The sequence below is a fragment of the Streptomyces sp. NPDC047869 genome, assembly GCF_040704065.1.
In the GTDB taxonomy this organism is placed as follows: domain Bacteria; phylum Actinomycetota; class Actinomycetes; order Streptomycetales; family Streptomycetaceae; genus Streptomyces.
In genome coordinates this window covers 227,803-249,816 of record NZ_JBEYRK010000007.1, presented here as the reverse complement: position 1 = coordinate 249,816, position 22,014 = coordinate 227,803, and the positions used below count along the sequence as shown (strand labels likewise).

The 22,014-nt window shown below is 73.3% G+C and carries 18 protein-coding genes; 13 read left to right on the top strand and 5 right to left on the bottom strand.

Annotated elements, in window-relative coordinates:
• Positions 1 to 110: 110 nt before the first annotated feature.
• From AB0924_RS12585 to AB0924_RS12565, 5 genes are all read left to right on the top strand, one after another.
• Positions 111 to 953, top strand: coding sequence for a nitrilase-related carbon-nitrogen hydrolase (locus AB0924_RS12585; RefSeq protein WP_358927695.1), 843 nt, complete (start codon positions 111 to 113; stop codon positions 951 to 953).
• A 31-nt stretch (positions 954 to 984) separates the two neighbouring features.
• Positions 985 to 2,388 carry a dihydropyrimidinase gene (gene hydA, locus AB0924_RS12580; RefSeq protein WP_366911347.1) on the top strand — a complete coding sequence of 468 codons (1,404 nt, stop codon included), beginning with the start codon at positions 985 to 987 and terminating at the stop codon, positions 2,386 to 2,388.
• An 11-nt stretch (positions 2,389 to 2,399) separates the two neighbouring features.
• Positions 2,400 to 3,419, top strand: coding sequence for a TIGR03842 family LLM class F420-dependent oxidoreductase (locus tag AB0924_RS12575; RefSeq protein WP_358927699.1), 1,020 nt, complete (start codon positions 2,400 to 2,402; stop codon positions 3,417 to 3,419).
• A 137-nt stretch (positions 3,420 to 3,556) separates the two neighbouring features.
• Positions 3,557 to 5,095: an NCS1 family nucleobase:cation symporter-1 gene (locus tag AB0924_RS12570; protein ID WP_358927701.1), complete on the top strand. Its 1,539-nt coding sequence runs from the start codon at positions 3,557 to 3,559 to the stop codon at positions 5,093 to 5,095.
• Between the two features lie 95 nt (positions 5,096 to 5,190).
• Positions 5,191 to 5,733 carry a TlpA disulfide reductase family protein gene (locus tag AB0924_RS12565; protein ID WP_358927703.1) on the top strand — a complete coding sequence of 181 codons (543 nt, stop codon included), beginning with the start codon at positions 5,191 to 5,193 and terminating at the stop codon, positions 5,731 to 5,733.
• 7 nt (positions 5,734 to 5,740) lie between these two features.
• On the opposite strand, the gene AB0924_RS12560 is transcribed toward AB0924_RS12565, so the two are convergent.
• Together AB0924_RS12560 and AB0924_RS12555 are read right to left on the bottom strand one after the other, a co-directional pair.
• Positions 5,741 to 6,409, bottom strand: coding sequence for a hypothetical protein (locus tag AB0924_RS12560; protein ID WP_366911346.1), 669 nt, complete (start codon positions 6,407 to 6,409; stop codon positions 5,741 to 5,743).
• 162 nt (positions 6,410 to 6,571) lie between these two features.
• Positions 6,572 to 7,636 (bottom strand): biotin/lipoate A/B protein ligase family protein, encoded by a 1,065-nt coding sequence (locus AB0924_RS12555; RefSeq protein ID WP_366911345.1) that lies wholly within the window; start codon positions 7,634 to 7,636, stop codon positions 6,572 to 6,574.
• A gap of 172 nt (positions 7,637 to 7,808) precedes the next feature.
• On the opposite strand from AB0924_RS12555, the gene AB0924_RS12550 reads away from it, so the two are divergent.
• The 4 genes from AB0924_RS12550 to AB0924_RS12535 all read left to right on the top strand — a co-directional run bounded on the left by AB0924_RS12550 (position 7,809) and on the right by AB0924_RS12535 (position 12,567).
• A complete protein-coding gene (locus AB0924_RS12550; RefSeq protein ID WP_358927707.1) occupies positions 7,809 to 9,626 on the top strand; it encodes a gamma-glutamyltransferase in 1,818 nt (605 codons plus the stop codon).
• A gap of 92 nt (positions 9,627 to 9,718) precedes the next feature.
• Positions 9,719 to 10,564, top strand: coding sequence for an inositol monophosphatase family protein (locus AB0924_RS12545; RefSeq protein ID WP_358927709.1), 846 nt, complete (start codon positions 9,719 to 9,721; stop codon positions 10,562 to 10,564).
• An 87-nt stretch (positions 10,565 to 10,651) separates the two neighbouring features.
• Positions 10,652 to 12,061 carry an NAD(P)/FAD-dependent oxidoreductase gene (locus AB0924_RS12540; RefSeq protein ID WP_358927711.1) on the top strand — a complete coding sequence of 470 codons (1,410 nt, stop codon included), beginning with the start codon at positions 10,652 to 10,654 and terminating at the stop codon, positions 12,059 to 12,061.
• The gene (locus tag AB0924_RS12535; protein WP_358927713.1) at positions 12,058 to 12,567 is read left to right on the top strand and encodes an O-acetyl-ADP-ribose deacetylase; all 510 of its coding nucleotides are present in this window, start codon (positions 12,058 to 12,060) and stop codon (positions 12,565 to 12,567) included. Before AB0924_RS12540 ends, AB0924_RS12535 begins: the two co-directional genes overlap by 4 nt.
• A gap of 562 nt (positions 12,568 to 13,129) precedes the next feature.
• Here AB0924_RS12535 and AB0924_RS12530 read toward each other — a convergent pair.
• The 3 genes from AB0924_RS12530 to AB0924_RS12520 form a co-directional block, all read right to left on the bottom strand.
• Positions 13,130 to 13,453, bottom strand: coding sequence for an SHOCT domain-containing protein (locus tag AB0924_RS12530; protein WP_366911379.1), 324 nt, complete (start codon positions 13,451 to 13,453; stop codon positions 13,130 to 13,132).
• 35 nt (positions 13,454 to 13,488) lie between these two features.
• On the bottom strand, positions 13,489 to 13,947 hold the full coding sequence (locus AB0924_RS12525; RefSeq protein WP_358927716.1) for a DUF6325 family protein: 459 nt from the start codon (positions 13,945 to 13,947) through the stop codon (positions 13,489 to 13,491).
• 86 nt (positions 13,948 to 14,033) lie between these two features.
• Complete coding sequence (locus AB0924_RS12520) at positions 14,034 to 14,708, bottom strand: GAP family protein (protein ID WP_366911344.1); 675 nt, start codon at positions 14,706 to 14,708, stop codon at positions 14,034 to 14,036.
• Positions 14,709 to 14,859: 151 nt separating this feature from the next.
• On the opposite strand from AB0924_RS12520, the gene AB0924_RS12515 reads away from it, so the two are divergent.
• From AB0924_RS12515 to AB0924_RS12500, 4 genes are all read left to right on the top strand, one after another.
• Complete coding sequence (locus AB0924_RS12515; RefSeq protein ID WP_366911343.1) at positions 14,860 to 15,747, top strand: YhjD/YihY/BrkB family envelope integrity protein; 888 nt, start codon at positions 14,860 to 14,862, stop codon at positions 15,745 to 15,747.
• A 487-nt stretch (positions 15,748 to 16,234) separates the two neighbouring features.
• Positions 16,235 to 17,473 (top strand): hypothetical protein, encoded by a 1,239-nt coding sequence (locus AB0924_RS12510; protein ID WP_366911342.1) that lies wholly within the window; start codon positions 16,235 to 16,237, stop codon positions 17,471 to 17,473.
• A gap of 149 nt (positions 17,474 to 17,622) precedes the next feature.
• Positions 17,623 to 20,346, top strand: coding sequence for a LuxR C-terminal-related transcriptional regulator (locus AB0924_RS12505; RefSeq protein WP_366911341.1), 2,724 nt, complete (start codon positions 17,623 to 17,625; stop codon positions 20,344 to 20,346).
• A gap of 29 nt (positions 20,347 to 20,375) precedes the next feature.
• Positions 20,376 to 22,004, top strand: a complete 1,629-nt coding sequence (locus AB0924_RS12500) for an MFS transporter (protein ID WP_366911340.1) — start codon at positions 20,376 to 20,378, stop codon at positions 22,002 to 22,004.
• Positions 22,005 to 22,014: the final 10 nt, after the last annotated feature.

Sequence of the window (22,014 nt, the reverse complement as noted above, 5' to 3'; positions counted from 1 at the left end):
AACACGTGACACGGTGGCACGCCGACCGCCCGCGGACGTGACACGCTGCAACTCAAACCGGCCCACCGGGCTTCCTAGTCTCGCCGTACACCGAGCGACCGGAGGTCCCGATGAGCCGAGTGATCCGTGCCGCCCTCTTCCAGACCGCCTGGACCGGCGACAAGGAGTCGATGATCCAGGTCCACGAGCAGGCGGCCCGCGACGCGGCCGCGCAGGGCGCCCAAGTCCTCTGCTTCCAGGAACTGTTCTACGGCCCCTACTTCTGCCAGGTGCAGGACAAGGCCTTCTACGAGTACGCCGAGCGGATCCCCGACGGGCCCACCGTCCGGCGCTTCCAGGCGCTGGCGCGGGAGCTGGGCATCGTCCTGGTCCTGCCCATGTACGAGGAGGAGCAGCCGGGCGTCCTGTACAACACCGCCGCCGTGATCGACGCGGACGGCTCCTACCTCGGCAAGTACCGCAAGACCCACATCCCCCAAGTGCAGGGCTTCTGGGAGAAGTTCTACTTCCGGCCCGGCAACAGCGGCTGGCCCGTCTTCGACACGGCCGTCGGCCGGATCGGCGTCTACATCTGCTACGACCGCCACTTCCCGGAGGGCTGGCGGGCGCTGGGCCTCGCCGGTGCCGAGATCGTCTTCAACCCCTCGGCCACCTCGCGCGGTCTCTCCCGCTACCTGTGGCAGCTGGAGCAGCCGGCGGCGGCCGTCGCGAACGAGTACTTCGTCGGTGCGATCAACCGGGTCGGCGTGGAGGACCTGGGCGAGAACGACTTCTACGGCACCACCTACTTCGTGGACCCCGAGGCCCAGTTCGTCGGCGAGGTGGCGAGCGACAAGGAGCCCGAACTCGTGGTCCGCGACCTGGACCTGGCCAAGCTCCGCGAGGTCCGCGACCGCTGGCAGTTCTACCGCGACCGGGCACCCGGCGCCTACACGCCACTGACCGCGCCCTGACCGCAGCGCCCACCCTGGGAGGAGAGGGACCATGAGCAGCCGTACCGTCATCCGCGGTGGTCTCGTCATCACCGCGTCCGACGAGATCCACGCCGACGTCCTGATCGAGGACGGCCGCATCGCCGCCCTCGCCGCCTCCGGCACCCCCGCCGCCGAGGCGTTCGGCGCCGGCCAGGTCATCGACGCCACCGGGAAGTACGTCATCCCCGGCGGCGTCGACGGACACACCCACATGCAGATGCCGTTCGGCGGCACCACCGCCGCCGACACCTTCGAGACCGGCACCCGCGCCGCCGCGTGGGGCGGTACGACCACGATCGTCGACTTCGCGATCCAGAGCGTCGGCGGCACCCTGCGCGAGGGCCTGGACGCCTGGCACGCCAAGGCCGAGGGCAACTGCGCCATCGACTACGCCTTCCACATGATCGTCTCCGATGTGAACCAGGAGACGCTCAAGGAGATGGATCTGCTGGTCGAGGAGGGCGTGACCAGCTTCAAGCAGTTCATGGCCTACCCCGGGGTGTTCTACTCCGACGACGGCCAGATCCTGCGGGCCATGCAGCGCGCCGCCGAGAACGGCGGCCTGATCATGATGCACGCCGAGAACGGCATCGCCATCGACGTCCTGGTCGAGCAGGCGCTGGCCCGGGGCGAGACCGACCCCCGCTACCACGGGGAGGTCCGCAAGGCCCTGCTGGAGGCCGAGGCCACCCACCGAGCCATCCGGCTCGCGCAGGTCGCCGGGGCCCCGCTGTACGTCGTGCACGTCTCGGCGCAGGAGGCGGTCGCCGAACTGGCCAGGGCGCGGGACGCGGGACTCAACGTGTTCGGTGAGACCTGCCCGCAGTACCTGTTCCTGTCCACCGACAACCTCGCCGAACCGGACTTCGAGGGCGCCAAGTACGTGTGCTCCACCCCGCTGCGCCCCAGGGAGCACCAGGCGGCGCTGTGGCACGGCCTGCGCACCAACGACCTCCAGGTGGTCTCCACCGACCACTGCCCGTTCTGCTTCAACGGCCAGAAGGAGCTGGGCCGGGGCGACTTCTCCAAGATCCCCAACGGCCTGCCGGGCGTGGAGAACCGCATGGACCTGCTGCACCAGGCCGTCGTCGACGGCCACATCTCCCGGCGCCGCTGGATCGAGATCGCCTGCGCCACCCCCGCCCGCATGTTCGGCCTCTATCCGAAGAAGGGCACCATCACCCCCGGCGCCGACGCCGACGTCGTCATCTACGACCCGCACGCCGAACAGGTCATGTCCGCCGAGACGCACCACATGAACGTCGACTACTCGGCCTACGAGGGCAGGCGCACGACCGGCCGCGTCGAGACCGTGCTCTCGCGCGGCGAACTCGTCATCGACCAGCGGGAGTACACCGGGCGTGCCGGTCACGGCGCCTTCACTCCGCGCACCACCTGTCAGTACCTCAACTAGGAGTGACGCCCATGGACTTCGGGCTCGTGCTGCAGACCGACCCGCCGGCCTCCCGTGTCGTCAGCCTCATGAAGCGGGCCGAGCGCAACGGCTTCGGCTACGGCTGGACCTTCGACTCCGCCGTGCTCTGGCAGGAGCCGTTCGTGATCTACAGCCAGATCCTCGCGAACACCACCGGGCTGCGGGTCGGCCCCATGGTGACCAACCCGGGCACCCGCACCTGGGAGGTCACCGCCTCCACCTTCGCCACCCTCAACGACATGTTCGGCAACCGCACGGTCTGCGGGATCGGCCGCGGCGACTCCGCGATGCGGGTCGCCGGCCGCAAACCCAACACGCTGGCCCGGATCAGCGAGGCCATGAAGGTCATCCGTGCCCTCGGCCGGGGCGAGGAGGCCGACCTCGGCGGCACGAAGATCCGCTTGCCGTGGGTCGCTCCCGGCGCCGAACTCCCGGTGTGGATGGCCGCGTACGGCCCCAAGGCCCTGAAGATGGCCGGCGAGGAGGCCGACGGCTTCATTCTCCAGCTCGCCGACCTCTACCTCACCGAGTACATGGTGAAGGCGGTCAAGGACGCGGCCGTCGCCGCCGGCCGCGACCCGTCCGAGGTCACCGTCTGCGTGGCCGCCCCTGCCTACGTCACCGCCGACGACTCGCCCGAGGCGCTCGCCCACGCCCGCGAGCAGTGCCGCTGGTTCGGCGGCATGGTCGGCAACCACGTCGCCGACCTGGTCGCCAAGTACGGCGAGCACTCCGCCCAGGTCCCCGGCGAACTCACCGAGTACATCAAGGCCCGCCAAGGCTACGACTACGCCCACCACGGGCGCAGCGGCAACCCCGACACCCAGTTCGTGCCCGATGAGATCGTGGACCGGTTCTGCCTCATCGGCCCGGCCGAGAAGCACATCGAGAAGCTGAACGCCCTGCGCGAGCTGGGCGTCGACCAGTTCGCCGTGTACGACATGCACGACGCCCAGGAAGCCGTCATCGACGCCTACGGCTCCCGGGTGATCCCGGCGGTCAACGCCTGACCGCCACGACCCCGTTGGTCTCCCCCTCGCCGCGGCGGCCCCGCCGCGGCGAGGGGGCACAGGGCGCCCGCCCGCGCACCCCCCATGCGCCGCCCGCACGGCCTCTCCCGACCCACCTCACCCCGATTGGCCCGCCCATGACCGACACCGCTCCCTCCGCCATACCCCTGTCCGGCCAGGTGACCCAGCCCGACGGGCGGGTCGAACTCGCCCCCGGCACCCGGCCGCCCGGCGGCCGGTACGCCAACGAGGACCTGCTCCCCGTCCCGGTGGAAAGACGCACCTGGACGACGTACAACTTCTCCGCGCTGTGGGTCGGCATGGCCCACAACACGGCCTCCTGGACCCTGGCCTCCGGGCTGATCGCGGTGGGCATGGACTGGAAACAGGCCGTGTTCACCATCGCCCTCGCGAACCTGATCGTGCTCGTGCCGATGCTGCTCACCGGCCACGCCGGACCCAAGTACGGCATCCCGTTCCCGGTGTTCGCCCGCGCGAGCTTCGGCGTGCGCGGCGCCAACCTGCCCGCCGTCGTACGGGCGTTGGTGGCCTGCGGCTGGTTCGGCATCCAGACCTGGATCGGCGGCGAGGCCATCTACTTCCTCGCCGGCAAGCTCATCGGCGACCGCTGGGCGAACGCCTCGCACATCGGCGGCCACGCCTGGACCATGTGGCTGTCGTTCGCCATCTTCTGGGCCATCCAGATCGCCATCATCTACCGGGGCATGGAGACCATCCGCCGCTTCGAGAACTGGGCGGCGCCCTTCGTCCTGGTCGGCGCGTTCGTGATGCTGTGGTGGATGAGCAGCAAGGCCGGGGGCGTCGGGCCGCTCTTCGACCAGCCGTCCAAACTGGGCTGGGGCGGCGACTTCTGGAAGCTGTTCTGGCCCTCCCTGATGGGCATGATCGGCTTCTGGTCGACCCTGTCGCTGAACATCCCCGACTTCACCCGCTACGGCCGGAGCCAGCGGGCCCAGACCCGGGGGCAGGCCCTCGGGCTGCCGACCACGATGACCCTGTTCGCGTTCCTGTCCGTGCTGGTCACCTCCGGGTCCCAGGCGGTCTACGGCGAGCCCGTCTGGGACCCGGTCCAGCTCGCAGCCAAGACGGACAACGTGGTCGGTCTGCTCTACGCCCTGGTCACCGTGCTGGTCGCCACCCTGTCCGTGAACATCGCGGCCAACCTGGTCTCCCCGGCGTTCGACTTCTCCAACGTCGCCCCGCGCAAGGTGAGTTTCCGCACCGGTGCGCTGATCACCGCGGTCCTGGCCGTGCTGATCTTCCCGTGGAAGCTGTACTCGGACCCGCAGGGCTACATCTTCACCTGGCTCGGCCTGGTCGGCGGTCTGCTCGGCACGGTCGCCGGCATCCTCGTCGCCGACTACTGGATCCTGCGCCGCACCCGGCTGGTCCTGGCCGACCTGTACCGCGCGGGCGGCCGGTACTGGTACGCGGGCGGCTGGAACTGGCGGGCCGTCGCCGCGTTCCTGGCCGGCGGCGTGCTGGCGATCGGCGGCGCCGACTTCCACCCGCTGATCGACGGCCGCCCCGTCCCGGCCCTGTCGTCCCTCGCCGACTACGGCTGGGCGGTGGGCCTCGGCACCTCCCTGGTGTTGTACCTGACGCTGACGTGGCTCACCGGCCACAAGGAGGACACGGCGGAGGCGGCCGCCTGAGACGGGCCCGCCCCGGCGGCCCCGGCCGCCGGGGCGAACCGCTTCCTCCACCCCAACGCCACTCGCGCACCCGCCCGTTGGGATACTCGGCGCTTGTGAAGAGACAAGCGTTGCTGTGGTCCGCCGCCTGCCTCGCGCTGGCCTCCTGCCATGCCGGGATGGCGACCGCCGGACCGGAGACCGAGCGGAGCGGGCCCGTGCCCGCGGACCAGCGCCGGGCCGCGCCCGATCTCGTGGGCGACAGTCTGGACGGCGGGCCGCTCCGGCTGGCCGACTACCGGGGGGAGGTCGTCGTCCTCAACGCGTGGGCGTCCTGGTGCGGCCCCTGCCGGGCCGAGGCGCCCGAACTCCGAGCGGCACACGAACACCTCGCCGCGAAGGGCGTGCGGGTCCTCGGGCTCGACGCCGACACCGACCCCGCGAGCGGCCGTGCCTTCCAGCGGGAGCACCGGCTCGGCTATCCCAGCTTCCGGGACCCCTCCGGCCGGCAGATGCTGAGGTTCCCCCGGGGGACGGTGCCGCCGGGCGTGCCGTTCACCGTCGTCATCGACACCCGGGGCAGGATCGCGGCCGTCCACGCCGGGCCCGTCACCGAACGGGAGGTGCGCGACCTGGCGCTGCCGCTCACCCGCTCCTGAGGGGTGGTCAGCCGGCCGTGCCCGAACCCAGGGCGGCCACGGCGCTCTTCGCCGCCTTGATGGCTCCCTTGTTGATCTCGTCCGTGCTCGGGGCCTTCTTGCTCTCGAAGTCGCTGCCGTTGTAGGTGACGACGACCAGCGCGTTGGAGGCCCGTACCAGCACCACGCCCTCGCGGGTCTCCTGCTTGCTCTCGGTGGTGAGGTTCACGACCGAGTAGCCGGCGTCACCGACACCAGGAACCTCGCCCCCGCCGCTCTTCTCGCTGACACGCTGCTGGTACTCCTTCTTCGCGGCGTCGTCCGAGTCGGTGATCTCGAACGAGACGTCGAGCCAGCGGTAGTCGTAGCCCTTGAGGGCGTTCCAGGAGCAGGTGCGGCGCAACGAGGTGTCGGTCGACGGGATCTCCTTGCCCGAGGTCTTCGCCCCGGGCACCAGGGACTTGACGGTCGCCACGGGCACGCTGGTGCAGGGGGCGGGCGCGGCCCTGTACGACTTCGACACCGCGGTGGACGACGGCGCGGACGCCGAGCCGGTGGGCGCCTGCTGGGACGACCGGTGATTGGCGGTGGCCGCCGGTGCGGCCGGATCCGACGACAGCGCCCAGCCGGCGCAGGCGAGTACGGCGACCGGCGTCAGGCGCGCGGTCAGGGCGAGCGGCAGAGGCAGTGAACGCACGGCGCACTTCTCGTGGGGGAAGGGGGCGCGGAAGGGTCCCGCGGGGTGGGCTGGGACGACAGTGTCACACGACTCCCTGTGCGGCGGAAGGCCGAACTCGCTGTGTGCCCGGCCGGTGACTCAGGCTCACGGACGCCGTGCTGAAAATTCCGTCATGTCGGGTCAGGGGACGCGCGCGGTCCACTCCGGCGAGGTGAACTTCGTGCGCGCCAGCTCCTCGGCCCGCGCCAGCTCCCCTTCCGTCACCTTGCCCTCGACGAGGCCGTACCGCCCCCGGAACGACTCGATCATCCGCTCGATGACCGCGTCCCGCGGCAGGCCCGTCTGCCGGCGCAGCGGATCGACCCGCTTCTTCGCGCTCCCGGTGCCCTTGTCGGACAGCTTCTCCCGCCCGATCCGCAGCACCTCGAGCATCTTGTCCGCGTCGATGTCGTACGACATGGTCACGTGGTGCAGCACGGCCCCGGGGCCGCCGCCCGGCCCGACGACCCGCTTCTGCGCCGCGCCCGCGATCTTGCCCTGGTCGGTGGCGATGTCGTTCAGCGGCTGGTACCAGGCGCGGATGCCCATCTCGCCGAGGGCGCCGAGCACCCAGTCGTCCAGGTAGGCGTAGCTGTCCTGGAAGGACAGGCCCTGCACCAGCGACTCGGGCACCGACAGGGAGTAGGTGATCGTGTTGCCGGGCTCCACGAACATGGCGCCGCCGCCGGAGATCCGCCGGACCACCTCGATGCCGTGCCGGGCGGCGCCCTCCGGGTCCACCTCGTTGCGCAGCGACTGGAAGCTGCCGATGATCACCGACGGTGCGCCCCACTCCCACACCCGCAGCGTGGGCGGCCGGCGGCCCGCCGCCACCTCGGCGGTCAGGACCTCGTCCAGGGCCATGTGCAGGGCCGGCGGCTGCGGGCCCTCGTGGATGAGCTGCCAGTCGTAGTCGGTCCAGTCCGTGGCGTGCGCGAGCGCCCGGCGCACCGCGATCCCGACGCCCTCCGAGGTCAGGCCGTACATGACCGTCCCCGCGGGCAGCGCCGCGTCGATCCGCGCGGCCAGCCCGGCCGCGTCGGTGTCCGCCGGGGCGCCCTCGAGCGCGCGGTTCACCGCGTCCAGCGCCTCGTCCGGCTCCAGGAAGAAGTCGCCCGCCACGCGCACCTCGCGCAGCACACCGTCCTCGGCCGCCACGTCCACGACGACCAGCTTGCCGCCGGGCACCTTGTACTCACCGTGCACTGCCAGGGCCTCCCTCTTCCATCAGGAGATCAACGCCGCAAGGCGCCGTGGTGTTCCCGTGGAGGAGGTGAAGGAAGGGCCACGGGAGCCGGGCCGGATATCCACGGCGTCCCCGCCGGACGTCTCCGATACTGGTGGGCCCGGCCCACACGCGCGAGCACCGAGGTGACAGATGCGGTTCACCACCCGGCCCACCCTCCAGGGCACCTTCGGCATGGTGTCCGCCACGCACTGGCTGGCCTCCCAGTCGGCGATGGCGGTGCTGGAGGGCGGGGGCAACGCCTTCGACGCGGCCGTGGCCGGCGCCTTCGTGCTGCACGTGGTGGAGCCGCACCTGAACGGGCCCGCCGGCGAGGTGCCCATCCTGCTCGCGCCGGCCGGCGGCGAGGTGCGCGTGCTGTGCGGGCAGGGCGTCGCCCCGGCCGCCGCCACCGTCGCGCACTACCGGGGGCTCGGTCTGGACCTCGTACCCGGCACCGGACCGCTCGCCGCCGCCGTGCCCGGTGCCTTCGACGCCTGGCTGCTGCTCCTGCGCGACCACGGCACCAGGTCGCTCGAGGACGTGCTGAAGTACGCCATCGAATACGCCGAGCACGGGCACGCGCCCGTGGAGAAGGTCGGCGCGACCGTGGAGAGCGTACGGGAGCTGTTCGAGACCGAGTGGATCTCCTCCGCCGAGGTGTACCTGCCCGGCGGCCGGGCGCCCCGGCCCGGCGAACGTCTGCGCAACCCCGCCCTGGCCGCCACCTGGCGGCGGCTGCTGGCCGAGACCGCCGGGGCCGGCGGCCGGGAGGCGCGCATCGACGCCGCGCGCGAGGTGTGGCGCTCCGGCTTCATCGCCGAGGCCCTGGTACGGCAGTCCCGGCGGCCCACCCTGGACACCAGCGGGCGGCGGCACACCGGCACCCTCACCGAGGCCGACCTGGCCGGCTGGTCGGCCGGCTACGAGGCGCCGGCGACCTACGACTGGAACGGCTGGACCGTGTGCAAGGCGGGCCCGTGGAGCCAGGGCCCCGCCTTCCTCCAGCAGCTGGCCCTGCTCCCGCCCGAACTGCCCGCGTACGGCTCGGCGGACTACGTCCACCTGCTGATCGAGGGCTGCAAGCTCGCCATGGCCGACCGGGAGGCCTGGTACGGGGACGCGGCCGACGTGCCGCTCGCCGCACTGCTGTCGGACGAGTACAACGCCGGCCGCCGCGCCCTCATCGGTGAGAAGGCCTCCCACGAGATGCGCCCCGGCAGCCCCGGCGGGCGCTCCCCGCGGCTGCCCGCACAGACACACGCGCGCGTGACCGGCGACGATCCCGGGTTCAACCCGATGGGCGCGGGCGAGCCGACCGTCGCGGACCTGACCGGCGAGGCCCAGGTGGCCGCCGACGGCGGCACCCGCGGCGACACCTGCCACCTGGACGTCGTGGACCGCTGGGGCAACATGGTCGCGGCCACGCCCAGCGGCGGCTGGCTGCAGTCCAACCCGGTCGTGCCCGAACTCGGCTTCCCGCTCGGCACCCGGCTGCAGATGACGTGGCTGGAGGAGGGGCTGGCGAACTCCCTCACCCCGGGCCGCCGCCCCCGTACCACCCTGAGCCCGTCCCTCGCGCTGCGCGGCGGCGTCCCGGTCATGGCGTTCGGTACGCCCGGCGGGGACCAGCAGGACCAGTGGCAGCCGCACTTCTTCCTCGCCTCCGTGCTGCGCGCCCCGGTCCGCGGCGGCCTCGATCTGCAGGGCGCGATCGACGCCCCGAACTGGCACAACGACAGCTTCCCCAGCTCCTTCTACCCGCGCGGCCGGCGCCCCGGCAGCGTCACCGTGGAGTCCCGTACGGACCCCGGGGTGATCGACGAGCTGCGCCGCCGGGGCCACGACGTCACGGTCGGCCCCGGCTGGTCGGAGGGCCGCCTGTGCGCGGTGGCCCGGGACCCGGAGACGGGCGTCCTGTCGGCCGCCGCGAACCCGCGCGGGATGCAGGGGTACGCGGTCGGCCGCTGACGGCCGGTCCGGCACCCGCTCTTCATCCCGATTCCACCCGGTGTCCACCGGGTGGGCGGGGATTGTCAGTGGCACGTGGTCTCATGGAGGACATGATCGACGAAACGGAAACCATCGAGGAGTTTCTCACCCGCGGCTCGGCCGACGTGGAGGAAGCGGTCCGCAAGGCCGCGGCGGCCGAGATACTGCCCCGCTTCCGCCGCCTCGCCGAGCACGAGGTGGACCGCAAGAGCGGCCCGCACGACCTGGTGACGGACGCCGACCGGCTCGCCGAGCAGCGGCTCACCGAAGTCCTCGGCGCCCTGCTGCCCGGCTCGGTCGTGGTCGGCGAGGAGGCGGTGCACGCCAACCCGGCCACCTACGAGGCGATACGGGGCGACGCACCGGTCTGGATCATCGACCCGGTCGACGGCACCCGGCAGTTCGTGCACGGCGACGAAGGCTTCTGCACGCTGGTCGCGCTCGCCCACCGGGGCGTCGTACGGGCCTCGTGGACCTACGCCCCCGTACCGGACCGGTTCGCCACGGCCGTCCGCGGCCGGGGCGCCTTCCTCGACGGCGAGCGGCTGTTCGCGGGCCCGCCCGCGCCCGGCCGTGACCTCGCCGTCGCCACCTCCCACCCGGACTTCACCACCGACGAGCAGAAGCACGCGCTGCGCGCCCTGTGGACCGACGGCCTCGCCCCGCGCCCCTGCGGCTCGGCGGGGCTGGAGTATCTCGCCCTGGCCCGGGGCGAGTTGGACGCCGTCGCGTTCTCCTGGGAGGCGGCTTGGGACCACGCGGCGGGCCTGCTGCTGGTCGAGGAGGCGGGCGGCGCCCACCTCACCCTCACCGGTGAGCCGTTCCGGGTGACCGGTGGCAACACACTGCCGTTCACCGCGGCCCGGGACGCCGCCACCGCCCACCGCGTGGCGCACCTGCTGGCCACGGGCGGCTGAGGCACCCGGCCCGGTCACCGCGGGGCCACCGGCATATCCTGATCGCGAGTGGCCATCGGCTGACGAAGGAGTCCGAAGGTGCCGTCGATGCTCGATGCGGTCGTGGTGGGTGCGGGACCGAACGGACTGACCGCTGCCGTGGAGCTGGCCCGCAGAGGCCACTCCGTCGCCCTGTTCGAGGCGCGGTCCACCGTCGGCGGCGGCGCCCGCACCGAGGAGCTGACCCTGCCCGGCTTCCGGCACGACCCGTGCTCGGCCGCCCACCCCCTCGGCATCAACTCGCCCGCCTTCCGCGCCCTGCCCCTGGAGCGGTACGGCCTGCGGTGGGTGCACGCGGGCCTGCCCATGGCGCACCCGTTCCCGGACGGCAGCGCGGCCGTGCTGGCCCGGTCCGTCGCCGAGACGGCGGCCTCCTTCGGCCCGCGCGACGCGGGCGCGTACCGCAGGCTGGTGGCGCCTTTCCTGACCAAGTGGGACACCCTGGCCCGGGACTTCATGTCGCTGCCGTCGACCGCGCTGCCCCGCGACCCGGTGACCCTGGCCCGCTTCGGCCTCGCCGGCCTTCCGCCCTCCACCCTGCTGATGCGCCGCTTCCGCGACGAGCCCGTCAAGGCCCTCTTCTCCGGCCTCGTCGCTCATGTGATGGCGCCCCTCGACGGCTTCGCCACCGGCGCCATCGGCCTGGTCTTCGCACTGGCCGCGCACGCCCGCGGCTGGCCCCTGGCCCGCGGCGGCTCCCAGGCCATCTCCGACGCCCTCGCCGCCTACCTCACGGACCTCGGCGGCGCCGTCCACACCGACTACGAGGTCAAGCGCCTCGACGACCTGCCGCCGGCTCGCGCGTACGTGTTCGACACCTCGCCCGCCGCGCTCGCCCGTATCGCCGGCTTCGGCGGCTACTACGACCGCTTCCGCTACGGCCCCAGCGTCTTCAAGATCGACTACGCCCTGGACGGCCCGGTCCCCTGGACCGCACCCGAGGCCCGGATCGCCGGCACCGTGCAGGTCGGCGCGAGCCAGGCCGAGATCGGCACCGCGCTGCACGCCGCGTCCCGCGCGGGCCGCGCCCCCGACCGGCCGTTCCTGATCACCGTCCAGCCCAGCGTGGCCGACCCCACCCGGGCGCCCGAGGGCAAGCACGTCTTCTGGGCCTACGGCCACGTCCCGAACGGATGGCGGGGCGACCTCACCGACGCCATCGAACGCCAACTGGAGCGCTTCGCACCCGGCTTCCGCGACCGCGTCCTCGCCCGCGCCACCATGGGCCCCGCCGAACTCGCCGCCCACAACGCCAACTACGTCGGCGGTGACATCGCCTGCGGCGCGGCCTCCGGGCTCCAGCTGCTGCTGCGCCCCCGACTGTCCCTGTTCCCGTACCACACCCCCCATCCGGCCGTCTTCATCTGCTCCTCGGCCACCCCGCCGGGCCCCGGCGTGCACGGCATGTCGGGGCACAACGCGGCCAAGGCCGTCTGGCGGAGACTGAGGCAGACATGACCACCATCACCCTCGTCCAGGGCGACATCACCCGGCAGAGCGCCGACGCGATCGTCAACGCCGCCAACTCCTCCCTGCTCGGCGGCGGGGGCGTGGACGGCGCGATCCACCGCAGGGGCGGCCCCGCGATCCTCGAGGAGTGCCGCGCGCTGCGCGCCTCCCGGTATGGCAAGGGACTGCCCACCGGCCAGGCGGTCGCCACCACGGCCGGCGCGCTGGACGCCCGCTGGGTCATCCACACGGTGGGCCCGGTCTGGTCCGCCACCGAGGACCGCTCGGAACTCCTCGCCTCCTGCTACCGCGAGTCCCTGAAGGCCGCCGACGAACTCGGCGCCCGCACGCTCGCGTTCCCGGCCGTCTCCACCGGCGTCTACCGCTGGCCGATGGACGACGCGGCCCGCATTGCGGTGGGGACGGTGCGCGGCACACCGACCTCGGTCGAAGAAGTACGCTTCGTCCTCTTCGACGCGCGGGCGTACGAGGCGTTCGCCGCGCAGCTCCCCTGACCAACGCCGCGGAGCGCGAGCCACCGCGTGCGCTGGACCGGGCGGCGGCGGTCGACGACGCGAACCGCACCGGACGCTCGGAGAACCGCGGGAGCCGCCGGACGTGGCGCACAACCCCGCCGACCGGCACCGCACGGCCGAGGAGTACGAGCGGCGCGACGGTACGGGGCCGGGGCGCCGCCCCGCTCCGGCGAGGCGGGATCGCTGAGTGAGAGGTCGGTTGCAGCGCCGCGTGGGGGAACGGGGGCGGCGCCGCAACGGGTCGGTCCTGGCGCGCCCGCGGCTTGGTGACCATCCGGGGCCCGTACGCACGGATACGCAATCAGTTCGAGGCCGCCTCCAGGGCGGGCCTGGGCGAGTTGCTGCCTGACCGTGGAGGTACGCGACCGGGGGCGGTGGCGGGAGCGTCCCGGCCCGCGCTGTGAGGAGGCCGACATGGACGCCGAGTTCGGCCGTGGGCTCGCCCTGGTCGACGCGTACTCCGTGGACCGATCCGTGCGCCGTTCCGACGAGGGCACGCTGATGCGCGTGGTGATCGCCCTGTGACAGGGGCGCCCCGCCGTCAGCTCAGCAGCCGGCGCTTCTGGGCATCGAACTCCTCGTCCGTCAGGACCCCCTGCGACTTCAGGTCGGCCAGCTGCTTGAGCTGATCGATCTTGCTGGTCATGTCGTCACCGGCGGCCGGCTGTGCGGCGGCGGGCGCGGGCGGCGGGGCCGTCTGCTGCTGTTGCTGCGCGTACTGCTGCTGTTCGTACTGCTGTTGCTGCTGCTCGCTGTCCTGCTGCGCCCACCGGCCGGCCTGCCGGCGCGAGACCCGGTTGGACACGGCGGTCGCGGTACCGGCGACGACGGCTGTGCGTGCGACGCCTCTGAGCAGTCCGGGCATGATCGTCATCTCCCAGTGTCGAAAGGGCCGGCCGGTCAGGCGGCCGCGGAGCCGCCGGGGGGAACCGTCTCCTCCGTGGCGTCCAGCGAGGCCAGCAGGGCCTGGACGGGGATGCGGCCGCTCGCCACGAGCTGGGCGCCGCTGCGCCGGAGCGCGCGGGCCAGGGGAGCGGCCCACAGGTTCTCGTACACCAGCACCGCGGCGGAGTTGCCGGGCTCCAGCGCGTTGCCCGCCTCGTCGATGTCGCCCTGGTCCAGCACGCCGGCGGAGGCGCCTTCGAAGACGGTCAGGTCGATCTCGTCACCGAGGTCGCGCAGCTCCAGCGCGACGACCGAGCCGTCGGTCTCCTTGCGGATGAAGGCCAGGTCGATGATGCGGACGATGCCCCGCTCGGCGAGATCGACCAGCAGCGGGAACGCCTCGCCCGTCATGCGGTTGCCCGGAAACTCGATCACGAGGTAGTCGACGGGGCCCATTTCTTCGACGCTGTCCATGACCACTCCTTGGAAGCCGTGTGCGTCCGCCCCCAGCGCCAATTGCAGCACGCGGCGCGGGGCCCCGCACTTCCGAACCGGACGCGTCAACCGGTGAGCTGGTAGATGCTCTTGCCCACCAGCCAGAACCCCAGCACCAGACAGAGGCTCACCAGCGCCTGGTCCTGGTGGCCCGCCATCCACGCGCGCAGCCTGAGCAGGCGGGCCTTCGCCGCCGCCGGGGAGAACAGTACGTACAGCTCCACGGCCAGCAGGGTCGCGGTGGCGAGCAGACAGAAGCCGCACAGGGCGAGCCAGGTCGTGAAGTGCGAGGTGTCCGCCTCCACCACCGTCGTCGCCCCCGCCGCGACCATGCCCCAGGGCTGCAGCAGGACGGCGAGCCCCGCGGCGGCCCAGGGCGTACCGCGGTCCATCCGGGCGGTGAGCCGTGAGGACGAGGACTCCTTGGCCGGAGCGGGGGCCGGGGCCGCGCCGGCCGTCCGGCGGCGACGCCGGCGTTCGCCGTAGAGGATCAGCGACAGCCCGATGAGCAGCTTGAGCGCGAGGACGCGGGTCGAGGGCGGGGACCTGGGCGGGGGCGGCTGCCCGCCGGTGAAGGCGAGGACGATCGCGATCACCGCGACCAGGCAGGCCAGCCAGCTCAGGATGAACACCAGCCCCTTCCACACGCCCTTCGCCGACGCCACCACCAGGACGAAGGCCATGAGGGGCAGCGGGTCGAGCGTGATGGCCAGGCCGATGAGCAGCAGGTCGAGCACCATGGCGGACCCCAACGTGTCGGAACACCACGAGAGTAGGCAGGGCCCGCCGGAACGAACATCTCGTGGCCGCGGACCCCGGCCGGCGGATCGTCTCCGGGGTGCCGTGCCGGGCGCCGCCCCCCAGTCTGTACGCAGCGAAAGGAGCCACGCCATGCCGACCTCCGCACGCGTGTCGTCGGTGGGCCGGATGGTCGCCTGGGCGAAGTCGGCACACCGCCGGGCGGAGAGCCGCTTCCCGGTGGTCACGCATCTCGCGGACCGCATGGTGTCGGTGAACATCTTCGACTCCGGCACCCGCCTCGCCGCGCAGTGCTTCCTGACGGCGGTCCCGCTGCTCTTCGTGGTCGCGGCCTATGCCCCCTCGTCGGTGCGTCATCAACTGGTCGAGTCGGTGCGCGCGGTGTTCGGGCTGACCGGCCCGGCCAACGCCGAACTCGTGAAGGTGTTCGAACCCACGACGGGCAATCTCCAGGAGGCCACGGGCATCGTGGGCGGTCTGATGGTGCTGTTGTCGGCCACCGCCGTCAGCCGGGCGATGCAGCGGCTGTGCAAGCGCGCCTGGGAGATCCCGAGAGCGGGCACTCATATCGCCCCGTGGCGGTGGCTGGCGTGGCTCGTCCTGTGGCTCGGTGTCCTGGTGCTCCAGGGCCCGGTCCGCGACGGGTTCGGGGTGGGCGCCTGGCTGGGCGTCCCGCTCACGCTCCTCAGCCAGGTGGGGCTCTGGTGGTGGACCCAGCATCTGCTGCTCGGCGGGCTGGTCGGCTGGAAACCCCTGCTGCCGGGCGCCGTGCTCACGGCGGTCGTGCTCACCGTGCTGGCGATGACCGCGCGCCTGTACATGCCGCGGGCGCTGAACAGCGCCCTGGCCGAATACGGCCCCGTCGGCTCCGTCTTCGTGCTGCTGTCCTGGCTCATCGTGGTCTGCGTCGCGGGAGCCGTCAGCCTCAGCGTCGGCGCCGTCACCGCCCAGGAGCCGTTCCTGGCGCACCGCCTCGGAAGCCCGCCGGCCCTGCGGGACCGCGACCCGCGAACCCTCTGAGGGGCCGTACGCGCGCAACGTTCCCGGCATCGCCCGTACGGCCGCGTTCACCGCGCGGAGGGCCCACTGCCCCTCGCCCGTCCGGGCTACCCAGCGCGCGTGGGACGCGCGGGCCTGACGCAATGGGGATGTCAGGCCCCTACCACGCCGGAGGCCCCACGTGCCCGCCTCGTCCGACCCGCACGCACCCGGCCCCGACCCCCAGCGCCCGGACCAGGCCCCACCCGCGTCGGCCCGCGAACCCGAGCGCCCGGACCAGGGCTCGCACGCCTCCGGGCCGGGCCCCGGCCGCCCCGAGCCGGGCCCGGGCCCGGACGCGTCGAGTGCCGGCCCGCACGCCTCCGGCCCCCCGGCGCGCGGGGACGGTCCAGACGCCGACCGGCGCCTGCCCGGCGGGCCCCCCGGGCCCTCCGGGCCTCCCGGACCGGGGCCCGGCGGTGGCGGCGGCGGGGAGGGCGGGGCGCGGCGGGGCAGGAGCGCGGGGCATGTGGCGCGCGCCGTCGCCTCGGCCGTGCTGATCGTGCTGACCTGCGTCCTCGTACCCGTCGCGCTGCTCGCCACCTGGGTGCACGACATCGTCCTCGACACCGACCGCTACGTGGCCACGGTCGATCCGCTGGCCACCGACCCCGCGATCCAGGACGCCGCGGTCCACCGGATCACCGAGGCCGTCGGCGCGCACGTGGACGGTCAGCGGGCCGCCGGGGACATCGCCTCCTGGCTGCAGTCCCAGGGCCTGCCGCCGCGCGCCGCCGACGCGATCAGGGGGCTGGGACCGCAGCTCGACTCCGCGGTCAACCAGGCCGTCACGAAGACCGCCACCCGAGTCGTCGAGAGCGACGCCTTCGCCACGGTGTGGAACACCGCCAACCGCGCGGCCCACAACGCCGTCGTGCACGCCCTGACCGGCCAGGGGCGCGGCGCGGTCGGCGTCAGTGACGGCACCGTCACCCTGGACGTGGGCACGGCCGTCGACCGGGTCAAACAGGAGCTGGTGAACGCCGGCCTGAAGCCCGCCGACAAGATCCCGCAGGTGAACAAGCAACTGGTGCTGTTCCACTCCGACGAACTCGCCAAGTTCCGCAAGGCCGCCCACCTCCTCGACGTCGTCGGCAACTGGTTCCCGGTGCTCGTCGTCGTCCTCGGCGCCGCCGGGGTGTTCCTGGCCCGCCGGCGCCGAAGAGCGCTCGCGCGCACCGCGCTGGGCGCCGCCTTCGCCTGCCTGGTGGTGGCCATCGCCCTGATCGTGGCCCGCCGCTACTACCTCGACCATCTGCCGCCGAAGGTGCAGTCCAAGGCCGCCGCCGCGGCCGTCTTCGACACCCTGGTGCACTTCCTGCGGGTCAGCCTGCGCACGGCCGTCGTCCTCGGCGTCGTCATCGCGCTCGGCGCCTATTTCGTCGGGCCCGGCCGGCTGCCCGTGGCCGTCCGCGGCGCGTCGGACCACACGGCCGACTCCGCCGCGCGCTGGGCGGCCGCCCACCACATCAGCACCGGACGGTTCGGCTCCTGGGCACTGGCCTACCGCCGGATCATCACCCTCGCCGTCCTGCTGATCATCGCGCTGGTCTTCGCGCTCTGGAACCATCCGACCGTGCTCACGGTCCTGCTGCTGGTCCTCGTGCTGCTCGGCGTCCTGGCGGTGCTCGCCCTGCTGGCGGCGGCCGGCCGCACCCAGCTCCACGCGGCACGCGGGGCGGCGCGCCCGCCGACCGACAAGACCTGACCGACCCCGCTCCGCCGGGCGGGCCCGGAACGCGGGACCCCATGGGCCGCCCGGCCCGTCCCCGCGCGAACTGCGCGGGAACGGGAACACTGCGATGCTGATCGAGGAGAGCAAGCGTCCATCGGCTGTCGGACGGGGGTGAAGACCCCGTGGCTGCGAGACACGAGAACACACGGGGAAGTGCCGTCGGGTACGTCGACCCGCTGGGAGAGCCGTTCCTGCAGACCCGTTTCGCCCTGCCCGCCAGGCCGGCCACCTTCCTGCGCCGGCGGCGGCTGACCGAACACCTCGACCAGGCCCTCGGCACCCCGCTGACGATGGTCAACGGCTCGGCGGGCGCGGGCAAGACCCTGCTGGTCGCCGACTGGGCCGCCCGGCTCGGACAGCCGGTCGCCTGGTTCACCAACGAGGCGGAGGACCAGGGCTGCGGAGTGTTCTGGGCCTACGTCCTGCAGGCACTGCGCGCCGCCGGCATACCGCTGCCCGCCGGGATCGGCTGCCCCGGGGACGCCGGCCGGGTGGAGCACACGTTGCTGGCCCGCCTCGCCGACGAGCTGAGCGGGCGGGCGCGCCCCGCCGTCCTCGTGCTCGACGAGTTCGACCGGGTGACCGCCCCGCGGATCGCGGAGCAACTGGAGTTCGTCCTGCACCACGCGGGTCCGGGACTGCGCCTGATCCTCGTCACCCGGACCGAGCCGCTGCTGCCGCTGCACCGGTACCGGGCCGCCGCGGCCATGACCGAGATCCGGGACGCCGAGCTGGCCTTCACCGCCGACGAGGCGGCCGCCCTCCTGGACCGGCACGGCCTGCGGCTCTCCGCCGAGGCCACCCGCGCCCTGGTGGAGCGCACCCGCGGCTGGGCCGCCGGGCTGCGTCTGTGCGCCATGGCCGCCCAGCAGCGCCCGGACCCCGAGACGTATCTGGCCGACTTCGAGGCGGGCCGGAGCACGATCGCCGACTTCCTCCTCGCCGAGGTGCTGAAACGGCAGCCGTCCCGGACCCAGGAACTGCTGCTGCGCGTCAGCGTCATGGAGCGGTTCTGCCCCACGCTGGCCGAGGCGCTGACCGGCACCTACGGCGTCGAGCCCGAGCTGGCCGGACTGCACACCCAGAACGCGTTCGTGGAGGACCTCGGGCACTCCTGGTACCGGCTGCACCCGCTGTTCGGTGAGATCCTCCGGACCCATCTGCGGGTCCGCTCGCCCGGCCTCGAACCGGAACTCCACCGGCGTGCCGCGCGCTGGCTGCGTGCCTCCGGTTCGCTGCCGGAGGCACTGGCGCACGGAGCCGCCGCGGGCGACTGGGAGTTCACCACCCGTGCCCTCGTGGACGACCTGGCGATCGGCCAGCTCTTCACCGGCCTGCGCGCGGACGACCTCACCGAGTTGTTCACCCGGATGGGCCCCGAGGTCCCGGGCGCGGCGGCGGACCTGGTGCGCGCCGCGCGCGACCTGTCGGGGCGCGACGTGGACCGCGGCCTGAGTCATCTGCGCCGGGCCGAGGACGGCCTGCGCGCCGAGAGCGGCCGGCGCTCCGGGCACGGCCGGCACCCCGGGGATGTTCCGCCCGCGCTCCCGGCCGACGCGGCGGGGCGGCTGAGCTGCGTCCTGCTGGAGGCCCTGGCGGCGCGGCTGACCGGATCGCCCGGCCGCGCCGAGAAGGCGGTGGCCGAGGCCGGCCAACTGCGCGACGAGGTCCCCGGCCACCTCCTGGAGAAGCACCCCGAACTCACCGCCCTGCTGCTCACCCATTTGGGTTCCGCCCGGCTCTGGGCCGGTCGCTTCGACGACGCGCGCGACGCCCTGACCGAGGCGGCCGGCTGCCCTGGCGGGGCGTCGACGGCGCTGCCCCGGGAGGACTCCCTCGGGCACCTGGCCCTGATCGACTACCTGAACGGCTGGCTCGGCCGGGCGGAGCGCCAGGCGCTGGCCGCGCTGCACGAGACGGAACGGTTCGGTCTGGGCCGCCCCTCGGGCCCCGGGCTGGGACAACTGGTGCTGGCCGCCGTGGCCGTCGAACGCGACGACCTGGCACGGGCCCGCGGCCTGCTGGACGAGACGGCCGGCTCCGGGACGGTCCCGCTCGACCCGGTGACCGCCGCCGGCCGGTCCCTGGCGACGGCACGGCTGCTGCTCGCGCGGGGCGAGCCGAGGGCCGCCGCGGCCGTGGCCGATCCCGCCGTACCGGCCCTGACGGCCTCCCCGTGGGCGGAGGTGCACACCGCGCTGGTCACCGCCGCCGCCCACCTGGCCGAGGGCCGGCCGGACTGCGCCGCGAAGGTGCTGGACGACGTGCCGTACGACGGCGAGCCCGCGTACGCGGCGGAGCTGGCCCGGGCCCAGTTGGACGCCGGCAACCGCGACGCTGCGATCGGTCTCCTCGACCTGGTGAACGGCGGGAACCGCACCGGCCCCGGGGTCACCGTCCGGGCCGCGCTGGTGCGCGCGCGGGTGGCTCAGGAGCAGGGGGACGACGCCACCGCCCGCAAACTGCTCGCCCGGGCCCTGCTGGACGCCCGCGGGGAAGGGCTGCGGCGCCCCTTCATCGAGTCCGGACCGCGGATCCGGCACCTCCTGGACACCCCGCCCCTGCTGGCCCTGGCCGCAGGCTGGCTCACCCCCGGCGGCCCCACCGCGCGGGCCCGTCCGGGCACGGCCGCGGAGCCCGCGCCGCTGGTCGTCGAGGAGCTGAGCGGCCGCGAGCGCGAGGTGCTGGGCCGGCTCGCCCAGTTGATGTCCACGGAGGAGATCGCCGCCGACCTGTACGTGTCCGTAAACACCGTGAAGACCCACCTCAAGAGCGTCTACCGGAAACTCGGCGTGAACCGGCGCGGCGACGCGGTGCGGCGGGCACGCGATCGCGGATTGATCTGACCCCGGCACGGATCGGCGAGGTGGAGAGCGTGAGACATTGGCGAGCGCTGATGGTGCTGGGCACGGCTCAGTTCCTCATGGTGCTGGACACGTCCGTCATGAACGTCTCCATCAGCCGGCTGGTCGAGGACTTCCACACCGAGGTCACCGCCATTCAGGCCGTCATCACCCTGTACGCGCTGGTGATGGCGGCGTTCATGATCATCGGGGGCAGGCTGGGCGACATCCACGGCCGCCGCCGTCTCTTCCTCCTCGGTCTCGTCGTGTACGGCACCGGGTCGGCCCTGACCGCCCTGGCGCCCACGCTGTGGGTCCTCGCCCTGGGCTGGTCCGTCATCGAGGGACTCGGCGCCGCGATGGTGTTGCCGGCCATGGCGGCCCTGGTCGCCGAGTCCTACCGGGGGAAGGACCGGGCGGTCGCCTACGGCATCATCGGCGGACTGGCCGGTGCGGGGATCGCGGTCGGTCCGCTGCTGGGCGGCTGGGTGACCACGTATCTGACCTGGCGGCTGGTCTTCGCGGGCGAGGTCGTGGTCGTGGTCGCCGTCCTGTGCTGCCACCGGGTGATCAAGGAGTCCCGCCGGACCGGACCTGCGCCCCGGATGGACGTGGTCGGCGCGGTGCTCTCGGCGGCCGGGCTGGCGCTGGGCGTGCTCGGGGTGCTGCAGAGCAGCACCTGGGGCTGGGTGCAGCCGCGCAACCCGCCCTTCACCGTCCTCGGCTTCGCGCCGACCCTGTTCGTCATCGGCGCCGGGGTGGCCGTGCTGTACCTCTTCGTGCGCTGGGACCGCGCACGGGAGGCCAGGGGCGCCGACCCGCTGGTGCACCTGGCGCTGTTCCGGGTGCCGCCCCTGCGGTCGGGGCTGCTGACCCTGCTGAGCCAGAACCTGATCCTGCTGGGGCTGTTCTTCACGATCCCCCTGTACCTGCAGGTGGTGCAGGGGTTCGACGCCTTCCAGACGGGACTGCGGCTGCTGCCGGTGTCCATCACGATGCTCGTCACGTCGCTGACCGCCGCCCGGCTCGGCCGGACCCTGGGGCCGCGCCGGGTCGTACGGCTGGCCCTGCTGACGCTCACCGTGGCCGTCGTGTGGCTGCTGGCCACCATCAAGCCCGCCATCGACGACGCGCAGTTCGCCGCCGCCATGGCCGTGCTCGGCATCGGCATGGGCCTGCTCGCCTCGCAGCTCGGCAACGTCGTGCAGTCCAGCGTGGGCGAGGAGGAGCGCAGCGAGGTCGGCGGCCTGCAGTTCACCGCGCAGAACCTCGGGTCGGCGCTGGGCACCGCGCTCATCGGGTCGGTGCTGATCGGAGCGCTGGCACACGCCTTCACCGCGGACGTGGAGAACGATCCGCTGCTGTCGGCGCAGACCAAGCAGCAGACCGGGGTGGCCCTCGAAGCCGGCCTCACCTTCGTGCCCACCGACCAGGTCCGCTCGGCGGCCCAGCACGCCGGGCTGCCCCCGGCCGAGGTCGACGCCATCACCGGCTCCTACGCCTCGGCGCAGCTCGACGGTCTGAAGGCGGCGATCCTCGCCACCGGCGCGATCACCCTCGCGAGCTTCCTCGTCACGCCCGGCCTGCCGTCGGCGCCGGAGCGTGGTGCCGAGCGGCCGGAGCGCGGCGCTCCGGCCGGCGCCGGCGACCCGGTCCTGTGAGCGCGAAAGG

Excerpts from the sequence above, each read along its gene's own strand:
- AB0924_RS12520 (WP_366911344.1), bottom strand. The coding sequence starts at position 14,708 with ATGGTGCTCGACCTGCTGCTCATCGGCCTGGCCATCACGCTCGACCCG.
- AB0924_RS12540 (WP_358927711.1), top strand. The coding sequence starts at position 10,652 with ATGCTCGATGCGGTCGTGGTGGGTGCGGGACCGAACGGACTGACCGCT.
- AB0924_RS12530 (WP_366911379.1), bottom strand. The coding sequence starts at position 13,453 with ATGCCCGGACTGCTCAGAGGCGTCGCACGCACAGCCGTCGTCGCCGGT.
- AB0924_RS12535 (WP_358927713.1), top strand. The coding sequence starts at position 12,058 with ATGACCACCATCACCCTCGTCCAGGGCGACATCACCCGGCAGAGCGCC.
- AB0924_RS12575 (WP_358927699.1), top strand. The coding sequence starts at position 2,400 with ATGGACTTCGGGCTCGTGCTGCAGACCGACCCGCCGGCCTCCCGTGTC.
- AB0924_RS12570 (WP_358927701.1), top strand. The coding sequence starts at position 3,557 with ATGACCGACACCGCTCCCTCCGCCATACCCCTGTCCGGCCAGGTGACC.
- AB0924_RS12550 (WP_358927707.1), top strand. The coding sequence starts at position 7,809 with ATGCGGTTCACCACCCGGCCCACCCTCCAGGGCACCTTCGGCATGGTG.
- AB0924_RS12525 (WP_358927716.1), bottom strand. The coding sequence starts at position 13,947 with ATGGACAGCGTCGAAGAAATGGGCCCCGTCGACTACCTCGTGATCGAG.
- hydA (WP_366911347.1), top strand. The coding sequence starts at position 985 with ATGAGCAGCCGTACCGTCATCCGCGGTGGTCTCGTCATCACCGCGTCC.
- AB0924_RS12515 (WP_366911343.1), top strand. The coding sequence starts at position 14,860 with ATGCCGACCTCCGCACGCGTGTCGTCGGTGGGCCGGATGGTCGCCTGG.
- AB0924_RS12545 (WP_358927709.1), top strand. The coding sequence starts at position 9,719 with ATGATCGACGAAACGGAAACCATCGAGGAGTTTCTCACCCGCGGCTCG.
- AB0924_RS12585 (WP_358927695.1), top strand. The coding sequence starts at position 111 with ATGAGCCGAGTGATCCGTGCCGCCCTCTTCCAGACCGCCTGGACCGGC.